Genomic DNA, 13,162 nt, shown 5'->3' on the forward strand with positions numbered 1-13,162 from the left:
ACCAGGCCGCCCGCGCCGCGGCGGGCGCGGATGACCGGGGCCGAGCGCCGGGAGCAGCTGCTCGACGTCGGCCGGGCGCTCTTCGCGGAGCGCGGCTTCGAGGGCGCGAGCGTCGAGGAGGTGGCGGCGCGCGCCGCCGTCTCCAAGCCGGTGGTGTACGAGCACTTCGGCGGCAAGGAGGGCCTCTACGCGGTCGTCGTCGACCGGGAGGTCCGCCAGCTCCTCACGGCGATGACGGAGGAGCTCGACGTCGCGGGGCTCCACCCGCGGCAGGTGCTCGAGCGCGCGGCGCTGCGGCTGCTCGACTACGTCGAGGAGTCCACGGACGGCTTCCGGATCCTCGTGCGCGACTCGCCCGTCGCCACGAGCGGGGGCACCTTCGCGACGCTCCTGTCCGACATCACCCGGCAGGTCGAGCACCTCATGGCGCGCGAGATGGCCAAGCGGGGCCTGCCGGAGGGCGCGGCCCCCATGTACGCCCAGATGCTCGTCGGGATGGTCGCCCTCACCGGGCAGTGGTGGCTCGACACGCGGCAGCCCGACAAGGCGACCGTCGCGGCGCACCTCGTGAACCTCGCCTGGAACGGCCTCTCGCACCTGGAGGAGGACCCGGCCCCCGTCGACCCCGCGCGCCCGAGCGCCGCCGACCGCTCCCGCCCGGCCCGAGCCGAGCGGGCGGACGGCCCCCCTCAGCGCTCGAGGACCGCCACGACCCCCTGACCGCCCGCCGCGCAGACGGACACGAGCGCTCGGCCGCCGCCGCGGACGGCGAGCGCCTTGGCCGCGGAGGCGAGCACGCGCCCGCCGGTGGCGGCGAAGGGGTGGCCGGCGGCCAGCGAGCCGCCGTGGGGGTTGAGCCGCGCGCGGTCGACGGAGCCGATCGGCTCGTCGCGCCCGAGGCGGACGCGGCAGTAGAGCGGGTCCTCGAGCGCCGCGAGCGTGCAGAGCACCTGGCTGGCGAACGCCTCGTGGATCTCCACGACGTCGAAGTCCTGCAGGGACAGCCCCGTGCGGGCGAGGAGCCGGGAGATGGCGTGGACGGGCGCCATGAGCAGCCCCTCGGCGCCGCTGACGTGGTCGACGGCCGCGGTCTCGGCGTCGACGAGGTGCGCCATCGGCTCGAGCCCCCGCGCGGCGGCCCACTCCGGTGAGGACAGCAGGACGGCGCTGGCGCCGTCCGTCAGCGGGGTCGAGCTGCCCGCCGTCATGGTCGCCGTCCCCCCCTTCCCGAACACGGGGCGCAGCCCCGCCAGCTGCTCCGCGGTGAGCCCGGGGCGCAGGACGTCGTCGCGCTCGAGCCCCCGGTGGGGCACGACGAGGTCGTCGAGGAAGCCGCTCTCGTAGGCGGCCTCGAGCCGGTGGTGGCTCGTGAGCGCCAGCTCGTCCTGCGCCTCGCGCGAGATGCCCCACTCGAGCGTGGTGCGCGCCTGGTGCTCGCCCATGGAGAGGCCGGTGCGCGGCTCGGCGTTGCGCGGCGGCACGGGCACGAGGTCGCGGGGGCGGACGGCGGCGAGGGCGCGGGCACGGCCGAGCGCCGTCTTCTCCCGGTTCGCGCGCAGCAGCGCGCGGCGCAGCCCCTCGGAGACGACGACCGGGGCGTCCGACGTCGTGTCCGCGCCGCCGGCGACGCCGACCTCGACCTGCCCGAGCGCGATCTTGCCCGCGACGGACAGCGCCGCCTGCAGGCCCGTGCCGCAGGCCTGCCCGACGTCGTGCGCCGGGGTCGTCGGGTCCAGGACCGAGCCGAGGACGGCCTCGCGGGTGAGCACGAGGTCGCGGCTGTGCTTGACGACGGCGCCCGCGACCACCTCGTCGACCCGCTCGCCCACGAGGCCCGTGCGCCGCGCCAGCCCGTCGAGGACGGCGGTGAGCATCTCCTGGTTCGAGGCGCTCGCGTAGGCGCGCCCCGACCGGGCGAAGGGGATGCGCGTGCCGGCGACGACGGCGACGGGGCGCGGGCTGCTCGCGGGCCCGTACGGGCGCGGGGTGGGGGCCATGGCGTCACTGTGCCACGGACGGACGACGGGTGTTACCCGCGGGTAACTTCCGCCCTCGGTCGGCGGTAGCCTCGCCCCGTGCCCGAGACCACGCCGACCTCCTCGTCGCCCGGCGCCCCACCCACCGGGCCCACCCGAGCGCCGTCCACGGGGCCGTCCGCGGGGCCCGCTGCGGCCCCCGCCACGGGACCGCTCGCCGACCCGGGCGGACCGGTGGACCGCTACGCCGCCTTCGCGCGCAGCGGGCTCGGCCGCCGGCTCGTGCCGGGCCTCGGCCTGCCGGACCCCGTGCCGCTGCGCCGCGACGCGCCGGGCGCCCCCCTGGCGCCCGGCCCGGTGCTCGTCACGGGCCTCGTCCCGCCCGACGGCGCACCGCTCGTCGGCGACGCCGCCGGCGTGGCGGCCGCCGAGCTGGCCGCCGCGGGCGCGCGGGTCGTCGGTCCGGACGGAGCGGGCGGGGACGCGACCGCTGGTGCGGCCGGCGCGGTCGCCGGCGACGAGCGGTGGGGCGGCCTCGTCGTCGACGCCACCGCCGCCGCCTCCCCCGCCGACCTCGTGGGCCTCGTGGGCGCCTGCACGCCGCACCTGCGCCGGCTCGCGCGCGGGGCCCACGTCGTCGTGCTGGGGCTCGACCCCGACCGCCTCCCCGCGGGGTCGCCGGCCGCGGTGCGGGTGGCGCAGCGCGCCCTCGAGGGCTTCACGCGCTCGCTCGGCAAGGAGGTCGGCGGCGGTCGGACGGTCCAGCTGGTGCTCCTCGCCGAGGGCGGCGTCGGGGCCATGGGCTCGACGCTGCGCTTCCTGCTGTCGGGCCGCTCGGCCTTCGTCAGCGGCCAGGTGGTGCGGGTGGGCGCCCCCGTCCACGACCTGCCCTCCGGCGAGGACGCCCGCGGGCCGCGGCCGCTGGCGGGCCGTCGCGCCGTCGTCACCGGCGCGGCCCGCGGCATCGGCGCCGCCGTCGCGCAGCTGCTGGGAGCCCGGGGGGCGCACGTGGTGTGCGTCGACGTCCCGGCCGCGGCCGGCGACCTGGCGGCGACGGCCCGGGCCGTCGGTGGCGAGCCGCTCGTCCTGGACATCACCTCCGACCTGGCGCCCGGCCGCCTCGCGGAGGCCTGCGAGCGCCTCGGCGGTGTCGACGTCGTCGTGCACAACGCCGGCATCACCCGCGACCGGCGGCTGCGCAACATGCGGCCCGACGCCTTCGCCGCGGTGCTCGACGTCAACGTCGGAGCGCCGCTGCGCCTCACCGAGCACCTCCTCGGCGCCGGGCTGCTGGGCCGGGGCGGCCGGGTCGTCGGCGTCTCGTCGCTCGCCGGCATCGCGGGCAACGACGGCCAGACGAGCTACGCGGCGTCCAAGGCCGGGGTCATCGGCCTCGTGGACGCCCTCGCGCCGCGGGCGGCCGCCGCCGGGACGACGGTCAACGCCGTCGCGCCCGGCTTCATCGAGACGCGCATGACGGCGACCGTCCCGCCCCTGACGCGCCAGCTCGGGCGGCGCCTCGCCTCGCTCGGGCAGGGCGGGCTGCCCGTCGACGTCGCCGAGGCCATCGCCTGGTTCGCCGAGCCCGCGACCGCCGGGGTGCACGGGCAGGTGCTGCGCGTCTGCGGCCAGAGCCTGCTGGGGGCGTGAGGGTGGCCGCGCGGACCTCGCCCGGCGCCGGCTCGCCCTCCTCCGGCGGCCCCTCCTCCGGCGCCTCCCTCTCCGACGCCCGGTCCGGCCGTGCCGCGCCCCCTGCCACCGGCCGTGCCGCGCCCCCTGCCACCCGGGGCCGCCGACCGGCGTCCGCGGTGCCGCTGGCGCCGTCGCCCGTCCTGCTGGCGGGCGCCCTGCTGCCCCGGCGGCGGCCGGCGGACCTGCCCGACCGCGTCGTCGAGGCTCGCGGCGTCGTCGCCGACCCCGCCCACCTCGACGCGTGGGTGCGGGTCTGCGCCGGGCGCACCGGCGCGCCGGTGCCCGGGTCGCTGCCGGGCGCCTTCACGCACGTCCTGGCGTCCGGGGCGTCGATGCGGCTCCTCCTCGACCCGGCCTTCCCGCTGCCGCTGCTGGGGCTCGTCCACGTCGTGCAGCGCCTCGAGGTGCTGCGGCCCGTCGGCGTCCGCGAGCCGCTCGACCTCGCCGTCGGCGCCCGCGACCTGCGCCCGCACCGCCGGGGCCGCCAGCTCGACGTCGTCGCGACGGCGAGCGCCGCCGGCGAGGTCGTCTGGCGCGGCACGAGCACGTACCTGCACCGCGAGCCGGTGCCCGGCGGCGCCGCGCCGTCCTCGGCCGGGGCGTCGTCCTCGCCCGACGGGGAGCGCCCCGCCCCGCCCGCCGGCGCCGTCCGCTGGGTCGTGCCGGCCGGCACCGGCCGCGCCTACGCCGCCGTCTCGGGCGACCCCAACCCCATCCACCTCTCGCGCCCGACGGCGCGGCTGCTGGGCTTCCGCCGTCCCATCGCCCACGGCATGTGGACGCTGGCGCACGCCCTCCTCGACCTCGAGGGCCGCCTGACGCCCGCGCACGACGTCACCGCCCGCTTCCTGCGCCCCCTGTCCCTGCCGGGCCGCGCCGTCCACGGGTGGCGGGCGCAGGAAGACGGCGAGGGCGCCCTCTCCCTCGCCGTCCGCCGCGAGCGCGACGGCGAGCCGCACCTGCTCGCGGAGGTCGCGCCCCTCTGAAGCCGACGCCGCCACCCTCGCGCCCGCCCGACGACATCGAGGCTGCAGCCACCGAATGCCTTCCTCGTGGCTGCAGCCACGATGTGGTGAGCGGGGCGCGGGGAGCCGTGGTCAGAGAGCGGACCGGACCATGGCCGGCAGGCGACCCGGGTGCTCGACGTCCGCCCAGGTGCAGCGGATGACGTCCACCCCCAGCGCCACGAGGGCGTTGGCCCGCCACCGGTCGCGGTAGAGCGCGTCCGGGGCGGCGTGCACGTCCTTCCCGTCGCACTCGAGGAGCAGCAGCCGCCGCTCCGGTCGTGAGCGGCGGTGGAAGCCGAGATCGCCGCGCGCCACCACGTGACCGTCCCCCGTCCGCACGACCACCTGGAGCTCGTCCGGTGGGACGCCGGCCTCCACGCACGCCAGACGAGCCCTGCTCTCCAGCGGGCTCTCGGCGCGGCCGTCAGCGAGGACCCAGAGGTCGGCCGCCCCGCTGCTGCCCCGGCGGCCCGCACACCGCTCGCGCGCGACCAGGAGGTCCTCGGGCGTCACGAGGCCCAGGGCGAGCGCCGAGTCGAGCACCGACAGCGCTGCGGGCCGGTCGAGGCGGGGCACGAGGTCGACGAGGGTGCGGAGCGCCGAGGTCGTCGCGACGCCGCGCACGTCGACGACGTCCTGCGGCGCGAGCGCCGACACGACGACGGCCAGTCCGGGGCGGGAGGGCTTCTGGCGGCCGGGCGGCAGCACCACCTCGGCGCCCGCCGGCACCGGGGCGCCCTGCACGCCGAAGAGGTGAGCGGCGCTGCTCCGGCCGGCCACGGCACCCGGGACGACGAGCGACGCAGCGCGGCTCCAGGCCCGCACCCGCTGGACACCCACCCGGCCCGGGCGGACGAGGTAGGCGCCGCGCAGCAGGCGCTCCCACTGACCCGCACGGACGAGCCGGCGGGGGACGTGCGGCCCCAGCCCGAGCGCGCTGAGGTCGGACGTCGTCACGACGCCGTCCTGACGCGCGGCCCGCGTCAGGAGGGCGGCGACGACGGCCGGGTCGAGGACGTCCACGCGGTACAGGCTCGCGGTCGAGGCGCCGCCGCGCTCCGGCCCTGTGGACGCCGCATCGACATCGAGGCTGCAGCCACCAGGCCGGGTCCTCGTGGCTGCGACCCCGATGTCGCCGCCGGAGGCGCGTCGAGAATCTCGACGTCGAGAGACCCGGCGTAGCATCGCCGGGTGGCGCCGGGGACGTCGGGGGGCGCACCCCCGGGAGCGGCGGTCGATCGGGACGAGGTCGACCGCATCGTCGACGCGTGGCGCCGCGAGCGCCCGGACCTCGACGTGTCGCCGCTGCAGGTGCTCTCCCGCGTGAGCCGGCTCGCCCGGCACCTCGACCTGGCGCGCCGCGCCGCCTTCGCCGAGCACGGCCTCGAGGTCTGGTCCTTCGACGTCCTGTCGGCGCTGCGGCGCTCCGGGGCGCCGCACCAGCTGACGCCGGGCCAGCTCGTGACGTCGACGCTCGTCACGAGCGGGACGATGACGAACCGGGTCGACCGCCTCGTCGCGCTGGGCCTCGTCGAGCGCCACCCCGACCCGGCCGACCGGCGCGGCGTCCTCGTCCGCCTCACGCCGGCCGGGGCGTCGCGCGTCGACGCCGCGATGGCCGACCTGCTGGCCCGCGAGCGGCGCCTGCTCGCCGGTCTGGACGCGGGCGAGCAGGACCGGCTCGCCGACGTCCTGCGGTCCCTCGCGAGCGGCTTCGACGCCACGTCGGGCAGCCGGGGCGGGCTGCCGCCGGAGGTCTGAGCCCTCGCCGTCAGGACCACGGCACTCCCTCGTGCCCACATCGTGGACACTGGCGGGGTGACCGCTCGCTCCGGCCCCCGCTCGTCCTCACCCGCCGCGCAGGACGGCGACCGGCCGGTCGTCGCGCCGGACCCCGTCACCGTGGCGACGACGCGCGTCGCCGACCCGGGCCAGCGCCTGGAGATGATGACGTGGGCGAGCGCGGGCGCCCGGATGGCCGAGTCCTTCCCCGGCTTCCTCGGTGCCGGCTGGGTCCGGGGCGGCGCGGGCTCACGGGAGTGGCACATGCTCTACCGCTTCGCCGACGAGGACTCCCTCGCGGGCTGGGAGGGCTCGGCGCAGCGGCGCTGGTGGCTCGCGGGGGCGCCGGGCACGGTGCGCGAGGCGCAGACCGAGCGCCGGACGGGCATCGAGGGTTGGTTCGACGCCGCGCACGGCAGCGTCGTCGGCCCCGCGCCGAAGGGCGCGCCTCCGCGGTGGCGGCAGATGCTCGTCATCTTCTCGGTGTTCCTGCCGCTGTCGCTGCTCGTCAACGCGACGCTCGGCGTCGTCCTCGCCCCGCTCGTGCCGCTCGTCGTGCGGGTGGCGCTCGTGACGACGCTCATGACGCCCGTGATGACCTACCTGGCGCTGCCGTGGGCGACGCGGAAGCTGCAGTGGTTCCTGGACGGCGAGAAGGCCCCCTGGCGGCGGAACCGCTGATCCGACCCTGGCGGCGGAGCCGCTTCTCGAAGGCCGGCGGCGGAGCCGCCGACCGCGTTCTCAGCCGGCGACCTCGGCGGCCTCGAGCCACGCCTCCTCGACCTGCTCGCGCTCGGCCTGGACGGCGCGGAGCTCGGCGTCGAGGGAGGTCATGGCCGCGTGGTCGGTCGCGGCGGCGGCCATGCGGCCCATGAGGTCGGCCTCGGAGGCCTGCAGCTTCTCCAGGCGCCGCTCGAGCCGCTGCGCCTCCTTGCGCGCGGTGCGGACCTCCGCGGCGGAGGCCCCGGCCACCGGGGCGGTCGTCGAGGACGCGGCCGACGCCGTGGCCGTGGCGGACGACGCCGAGCCGGGCAGCGCCGCGCCGGCGCTCGGCCCGTCGGCCTTGGCCGCCGAGCGCAGCGACAGGTACTCCTCGACGCCGCCGGGCAGGTCGCGCACCTGGCCGTCGCCGAGCAGGGCGACCTGGTGGTCGGTGGTGCGCTCGAGCAGGTACCGGTCGTGGGAGACGACGACGAGGGTGCCGCGGAAGCCGTCGAGGACGTCCTCCACCGAGGCCAGCACGTCGGTGTCGAGGTCGTTCGTCGGCTCGTCGAGGAGCAGGACGTTGGGCTCGTGCACGAGCAGGCGCAGCAGCTGCAGGCGCCGGCGCTCGCCGCCGGAGAGCTCGCCGACCGGCGTCCACGCGCGGTCGCGGGTGAAGCCGAGCCGCTCGACGAGCGAGCTGGCGGTCACCGGCTTGCCGTCGACGACGAGCTCGCGCCGCTCGCGCTCCACGGCCTCGAGCGCGCGCAGGTCCGCGACCTCCTCGAGCTCCCGCAGGGACTGGGAGAGCACGGCGACCTGGACGGTCTTCCCCCGCCGCACGCGGCCGCCGTCGGGCTCGAGGTCGCCGGTGAGCAGGCGCAGCACCGTGGTCTTGCCGGCGCCGTTGACGCCGACGACGCCGACCCGCTCCCCCGGCGCGAGCCGCCAGGTGACGCCGTCGAGGAGCGTGCGGGGGGCGCCGCCGGCCTCCCCGGGCACGCGGTAGACGACGTCCTCGAGGTCGAGCACGTCCTTGCCGAGGCGCGCGCTCGCCGTCGCCGTGATCTCGACGGTCTCCCGCGGGGGCGGCTCGGCGGCGACGAGCTCGGCGGCGGCGTCGAGGCGGAACTTGGGCTTGCTCGTGCGCGCGGGCGCGCCGCGGCGCAGCCAGGCCAGCTCCTTGCGCAGCAGGTTGGCGCGGCGGTCGGCCGTGACCTGGGCGACGCGGGCGCGCTCGGCGCGGGCGAGGACGTAGGCGGCGTACCCGCCGTCGTACTTCTCGACGCCGCCGCCGGTGACCTCCCACGTCTGCGTGCAGCAGGCGTCGAGGAACCACCGGTCGTGCGTGACGACGAGCAGCGCCCCGCGGCCGGCGGGCCACCGGGTGCGCAGGTGCTCCGCGAGCCAGGCGACGCCCTCGACGTCGAGGTGGTTGGTGGGCTCGTCGAGGACGACGAGGTCGTGGTCGCCGACGAGGACGGCGGCGAGCGCGGCGCGGCGGCGCTGGCCACCGGACAGGGCCGACAGCGGCGCGTCGAGGCCGCCGGGCACGGAGGTCTGGACGTCGTCGAGGAGACCGCTGACGACGTCGCGCACCCGGGCGTCGCCCGCCCACTCGTGGTCGGCGGCGTCCCCGACGACGAGCTCGCGGACCGTGCCGGTGGCGTGCGGGTCGTCCGCCTGCGGCAGCACGCCCACGCGCAGGCCGCGGGTCTGGGTGACGCGGCCGCCGTCGGGCTCGTGCTCGCCGGTGAGGACGCGCAGGAGCGTCGACTTGCCGTCGCCGTTGCGGCCGACGACGCCGATGCGGTCCCCGTCGTCGAGGCCGAGGGAGACGCCCGCGAGCACGTCGCGGGCGCCGAGGACGACGGAGACCGACTCCGCGTTCAGCAGGTGCGCCACCCCACCAGCGTGCCGCACCGGCCGGGGTGCTCCGCGCCGCGGCCCGGGCGCGGAGGTGACGCCGACGGCATCGCCACCAGCCCGCCCTGACGCGGAGGGGACGCCACCTGCACCCCCAAGGCCGCCCGGACGCGAAGGTGACGCCTCCTTCACCCCCAGGAGCCGCCCCTACGCGAAGGTGACGCCTCCTTCACCCCCACGAGCCGCCCTCACGCCAAGGTGACGCCTCCTTCACCCCCACGAGCCCTCCGGACGCGAAGGTGACGCCTCCTTCACGCCCACGGGCCGCCCCTGGGCGAAGGTGGCGCCACCTCCACCACGGGCGGTGGGGAGACGAGGCGGCGGTCAGCGCCCGACGTCGACGACGCGGGCGCCGTGCACGGGCCCGGTGACGCGGCGGACGTCCGCGGCGGCCCCGGAGGCGGCGAGCGCCACCGCCACGGCGAGGCCCTGCTCGCGGCCCTCGACGAGGAAGGCCGTCGTCGGCCCCGAGCCGGAGACGAGCGCCGCCACGGCTCCCGCCTCGAGGCCCACCTGCAGCGTCGTCGCGAGGTGGGGCGCGAGGGCGAGCGCCGGCTCCTGGAGGTCGTTGACGAGGGCGGCCCCGACGGACGCGGCGTCCCCGGCGCGCAGCGCCTGGAGGAGCTCGTGCACCGCGGTCTCGTCGACGTCGAGCGCGGCGTCCGCGGCAGCGCGACCCGCCTCGCCCCGCCGGCGGTCGAGCTCGCCGTAGACGGCGGGCGTCGAGAGGCCCGACGCGGACAGCGCCAGCACCCACGAGCGCTCCCCGCGGGCGAGGGCCGGGACGACCTGCTCGCCGCGGCCCGTGCCCACCGCCGTGCCCCCGAGCAGCGCGAAGGGGACGTCGGCGCCGAGCTCCCTGCCGAGCGCGAGGAGGTCCTCGCGCCCGAGCCCGGTGCCCCACAGGGCGTCGCACGCGACGAGCGCGGCCGCGGCGTCGGCGCTGCCGCCCGCCATGCCCCCGGCGACGGGCACCGTCTTGGTGATGTCGAGGCGCACGCGCGGCGGCACCCCGGCCCGCTCGGCGAGGAGCAGCGCGGCCCGGACGGCGAGGTTGCGCTCGTCGACGGGGACCTGCGCGGCGCCCTCCCCCGTGACGGCGCACTCCAGGCCCCGGGACGGCGAGGCCCGCACGTCCTCGGGCAGGGACACCGCCTCGAAGACCGTGACGAGCTCGTGGGAGCGGTCGGGCCGCAGGCCGCCGACGCGCAGCGCCAGGTTCACCTTGGCGTGGGCGCGGGCGACGACCGACGCCCCGGGGACGGGCAGGACGCGCACCTCGCCGCTGCCCATGCGGGGACCATAGGCGACGCCGTCGGCGGGCACCCGCGGTACCCGGCAGTCACCATCCGTGGTCACGGTGCGGCGACGCCCCACCGCGGGTGGAGCGATCAGGCGACGACTCGCCCCTCCGCGAGGCGCCCCAGCGCCAACCGGCGACGACTCGTTCCTGCACGAGGTGGCAGCGGGCGAACAGGTGACGACTCGCCCCCGCGCGAGGCCGCCTCGGGCGAACCGGCGACGACTCGCCCCCGCCCGACCCCTCGGAGGGGCGAGCAGGCGACGACTCGCCCCCGCCCGACCCCTCGCAGGGGCGAACGGGCGACGACTCGCCCATCCCGATCTCTTCGGAGGGGCGAACGGGCGACGACTCGCCGTCAGCGGGCGGGCGCCTCGACGCCGTCGGGCGCGAGGACGTCGAGGGCGGCGTCGGCGACGGCGACGAAGCCGGCGACGTCGAGGCGCTCGCCGCGCAGGGCGGGGTCGACGCCCGCGGCGCGGAGCACCTCCTCGGCCCGTGCGGCGCCGCCGGCCCAGCGCGCCAGCGCGGCCCGCAGCGTCTTGCGGCGCTGCGCGAAGGCGGCGTCGACGACGGCGAAGACGGCCTCACGGCCCGCCCGGCTCGCCGGGGGGTCGCGGCGGAGGAGGTGCACGAGCCCGGAGTCGACGTTGGGCGCCGGCCAGAAGACGGTGCGGCCCACCGCCCCCGCCCGGGCGACGTCGCCGTACCAGGCGGCCTTCACGGACGGGACGCCGTAGGCCCGGCTGCCGGGCTCGGCGGCGAGCCGGTCGGCGACCTCGGACTGCACCATGACGAGCGCGCTGCGCAGCCCGGGCAGCCGCTCGAGGAGCGTCAGCAGCACGGGCACCGCGACGTTGTAGGGCAGGTTGGCCACGAGCGCCGTCGGCGCCCCGGCACCGGCGCCGAGGACGTCGTCCGCCCCGACCCGCAGCGCGTCGGCGCCGACCACGGCCAGCCGCGGCGGGACGGCGTCGCCGGCCCCCCGGCGGGCGGCGACCGTGCGCGGCAGCTCGGCGGCGAGCACGGGGTCGACCTCGACGGCGACGACGCCGGCGCACCGCTCGAGGAGCGCGAGCGTCAGCGACCCCAGCCCGGGGCCGACCTCGAGCACGACGTCGTCGGCCCCCACCCCGGCGCGGCGCACGATGCGCTGCACCGTCCCCGCGTCCGTGACGAAGTTCTGCCCGAGGGTCTTCGTGGGCCGCACGCCGAGGCGGGTGGCCAGCGCGCGCACGTCGGAGGGGCCGAGGAGCGCTCGCTCCTCGGCCCCTCCGACGCGGTCGGTCTCGCTCAGGGCGTCAGAGCCCCAGCTTGCGCGAGCACGCGGGCCAGGCGCCGTAGCCGCCGCGGTCGGCGCGCACCTTCTCGGCGATGGCGATCTGCTGCTCGCGGCTGTTCTCGTGCGGGTAGCCCGAGCCGCCGTAGGCGCGCCACGTCTGCAGGTTGAACTGCAGCCCGCCGTAGTAGCCGTTGCCCGTGTTGATGGCCCAGTTCCCGCCCGACTCGCACTGCGCGAGGCGGTCCCACGCACTGCCGCTCGCCACCGGCGCGGAGGGCGTGGACGGCGCTGACGAGCTCTCGTCGTCGTCGTCGTCGGAGGAGCGCGAGGAGCCGGACGAGGAGCCGGAGGAGCTGGACGAGCTGGACGAGGAGCCGGAGGAGCTGGACGAGCTGGACGAGGAGCCGGACGAGCTCGAGGCGGCCCGGGTCGGCGCGGGCTCAGGGGCGGGCTCGGGCTCAGGCTCGGGCTCGGGCTCGGGCTCGGGGGCGGGCCGCTCGGCCGTCCCGACCAGCACGACGCGCGGCTGGGGGGCCGTGGTCACCTCGTCGGAGATCTCCTCCTTGGAGACCACCTGGCCGTCCGCGGTGGTCTGGCGGAAGCGCACCTGGTGGACGCCGCGCTCCCCTGCGCTCTGCACGCGGGTCTGGCCGACGAAGAGGTCGTCCGTCTCGCGCTCCTCGACGGCGAAGGGGACGGGGCCCTCCTCGACGACCTCCTCGGTGAGGACGCGCACGACGGTGACGACGAGCCCGGGGGTGAGCGGCGAGGCCTGGTCCACCGACACCCGGTCGGCGTCGCCGACGGCGACGCCGGCCTCGGACAGCAGCGCGCCCACGGAGGTGGCGGTGCTCGTCAGGGGCTGGGCCTTCCCGTCCGCGACGACGGTGACGTCCTTCGGCGTGACGAGCTCGACGCTGCCCCCGCCGCGCCCGAGGGGCATGGACCGCGACGCCGAGAGCGCCGCGCCCTGCGAGCGCACGCCGAGGTCGTCGAGGGCCTCGTCGAGCGTGAGCGCCGTCGTCCAGTGCGTGGTGGTCTCGCCGTCGACCGTGAGCTCGAGCTGGCGGGCGTGGCGGACGACGACCGTGCCGCCGTCCTCGACGTCGCCGTCGACCGCGGGGGCCACGAGGTCGCGCGGGCCGACCTCGACCCCGCCCTCGGCGAGGACGTCGGCGACGTCGTCGCCGAAGAGGCGGACCTCCTGGCTCGCGCCGTCGACGTCGAGCTCCACCGTCGTCGACCCGGCCGCGTACACCGCGGCCCCGCCGAGCAGCGCCACGAGGGCGGCGCCCTGGACGGCGGCGGTGGCGGCGCGACGTCCGCGCGAGCGGCGGGCCGGCGCGGCCAGCGTCGCCGACTCGTCCAGCAGGGCGTCGAGGCGGTCGGCGCCGGGCTCGGACGGGGTCCCGGAGGACGAGGGGGGCGTGGCGGGCGAAGAGCTCAACAGGCGTCCTGACGTCGCGCGTTCCCGGGCGCTCGTGCGGGGAGGGCG

The 13,162-nt window shown here is 78.2% G+C and carries 11 protein-coding genes; 5 read left to right on the forward strand and 6 right to left on the reverse strand.

Features of this window, described 5'->3' with window-relative positions; all coding sequences use genetic code 11:
* Positions 1 to 30: 30 nt before the first annotated feature.
* A complete protein-coding gene (locus Q0789_RS02475) occupies positions 31 to 720 on the forward strand; it encodes a TetR/AcrR family transcriptional regulator (RefSeq protein WP_363326000.1) in 690 nt (229 codons plus the stop codon).
* Here Q0789_RS02475 and Q0789_RS02480 read toward each other — a convergent pair.
* Entirely contained in the window at positions 690 to 1,997 is a 1,308-nt protein-coding gene (locus Q0789_RS02480; protein WP_298801784.1) for an acetyl-CoA C-acetyltransferase, read from the reverse strand. The two genes, Q0789_RS02475 and Q0789_RS02480, sit on opposite strands and share 31 nt — an antisense overlap.
* A 78-nt stretch (positions 1,998 to 2,075) precedes the next feature.
* On the opposite strand from Q0789_RS02480, the gene Q0789_RS02485 reads away from it, so the two are divergent.
* Together Q0789_RS02485 and Q0789_RS02490 are read left to right on the forward strand one after the other, a co-directional pair.
* Complete coding sequence (locus Q0789_RS02485) at positions 2,076 to 3,626, forward strand: 3-oxoacyl-ACP reductase (protein ID WP_298801786.1); 1,551 nt, start codon at positions 2,076 to 2,078, stop codon at positions 3,624 to 3,626.
* Positions 3,627 to 3,784: 158 nt separating this feature from the next.
* Positions 3,785 to 4,654: a MaoC/PaaZ C-terminal domain-containing protein gene (locus Q0789_RS02490; protein WP_298801788.1), complete on the forward strand. Its 870-nt coding sequence runs from the start codon at positions 3,785 to 3,787 to the stop codon at positions 4,652 to 4,654.
* 111 nt (positions 4,655 to 4,765) lie between these two features.
* Here Q0789_RS02490 and Q0789_RS02495 read toward each other — a convergent pair whose 3' ends face one another.
* Positions 4,766 to 5,698 carry a type IV toxin-antitoxin system AbiEi family antitoxin domain-containing protein gene (locus Q0789_RS02495; protein WP_298801790.1) on the reverse strand — a complete coding sequence of 311 codons (933 nt, stop codon included), beginning with the start codon at positions 5,696 to 5,698 and terminating at the stop codon, positions 4,766 to 4,768.
* Positions 5,699 to 5,866: 168 nt separating this feature from the next.
* Here Q0789_RS02495 and Q0789_RS02500 point away from each other — a divergent pair, with 168 nt between their 5' ends.
* Together Q0789_RS02500 and Q0789_RS02505 are read left to right on the forward strand one after the other, a co-directional pair.
* Positions 5,867 to 6,436, forward strand: coding sequence for a MarR family winged helix-turn-helix transcriptional regulator (locus Q0789_RS02500; RefSeq protein WP_298801792.1), 570 nt, complete (start codon positions 5,867 to 5,869; stop codon positions 6,434 to 6,436).
* A gap of 183 nt (positions 6,437 to 6,619) precedes the next feature.
* Entirely contained in the window at positions 6,620 to 7,138 is a 519-nt protein-coding gene (locus Q0789_RS02505) for an antibiotic biosynthesis monooxygenase (RefSeq protein ID WP_366917616.1), read from the forward strand.
* A gap of 60 nt (positions 7,139 to 7,198) precedes the next feature.
* Here the strand turns inward: Q0789_RS02505 and Q0789_RS02510 are convergent, their stop codons facing one another.
* The 4 genes from Q0789_RS02510 to Q0789_RS02525 form a co-directional block, all read right to left on the reverse strand.
* Positions 7,199 to 9,064, reverse strand: coding sequence for an ABC-F family ATP-binding cassette domain-containing protein (locus Q0789_RS02510; protein ID WP_298801796.1), 1,866 nt, complete (start codon positions 9,062 to 9,064; stop codon positions 7,199 to 7,201).
* 345 nt (positions 9,065 to 9,409) lie between these two features.
* Positions 9,410 to 10,378 carry a 4-(cytidine 5'-diphospho)-2-C-methyl-D-erythritol kinase gene (locus Q0789_RS02515; RefSeq protein ID WP_298801798.1) on the reverse strand — a complete coding sequence of 323 codons (969 nt, stop codon included), beginning with the start codon at positions 10,376 to 10,378 and terminating at the stop codon, positions 9,410 to 9,412.
* Positions 10,379 to 10,743: 365 nt separating this feature from the next.
* The gene (gene rsmA, locus Q0789_RS02520) at positions 10,744 to 11,682 is read right to left on the reverse strand and encodes a 16S rRNA (adenine(1518)-N(6)/adenine(1519)-N(6))-dimethyltransferase RsmA (protein ID WP_366917617.1); all 939 of its coding nucleotides are present in this window, start codon (positions 11,680 to 11,682) and stop codon (positions 10,744 to 10,746) included.
* A 4-nt stretch (positions 11,683 to 11,686) separates the two neighbouring features.
* The gene (locus Q0789_RS02525; RefSeq protein ID WP_298801802.1) at positions 11,687 to 13,114 is read right to left on the reverse strand and encodes a resuscitation-promoting factor; all 1,428 of its coding nucleotides are present in this window, start codon (positions 13,112 to 13,114) and stop codon (positions 11,687 to 11,689) included.
* Positions 13,115 to 13,162: the final 48 nt, after the last annotated feature.

It is taken from the genome of uncultured Pseudokineococcus sp., assembly GCF_947499845.1.
Classification (GTDB): Bacteria; Actinomycetota; Actinomycetes; order Actinomycetales; family Quadrisphaeraceae; genus Pseudokineococcus.

Excerpts from the sequence above, each read along its gene's own strand:
- Q0789_RS02480 (WP_298801784.1), bottom strand. The coding sequence starts at position 1,997 with ATGGCCCCCACCCCGCGCCCGTACGGGCCCGCGAGCAGCCCGCGCCCC.
- Q0789_RS02515 (WP_298801798.1), bottom strand. The coding sequence starts at position 10,378 with ATGGGCAGCGGCGAGGTGCGCGTCCTGCCCGTCCCCGGGGCGTCGGTC.
- Q0789_RS02505 (WP_366917616.1), top strand. The coding sequence starts at position 6,620 with ATGATGACGTGGGCGAGCGCGGGCGCCCGGATGGCCGAGTCCTTCCCC.
- Q0789_RS02475 (WP_363326000.1), top strand. The coding sequence starts at position 31 with ATGACCGGGGCCGAGCGCCGGGAGCAGCTGCTCGACGTCGGCCGGGCG.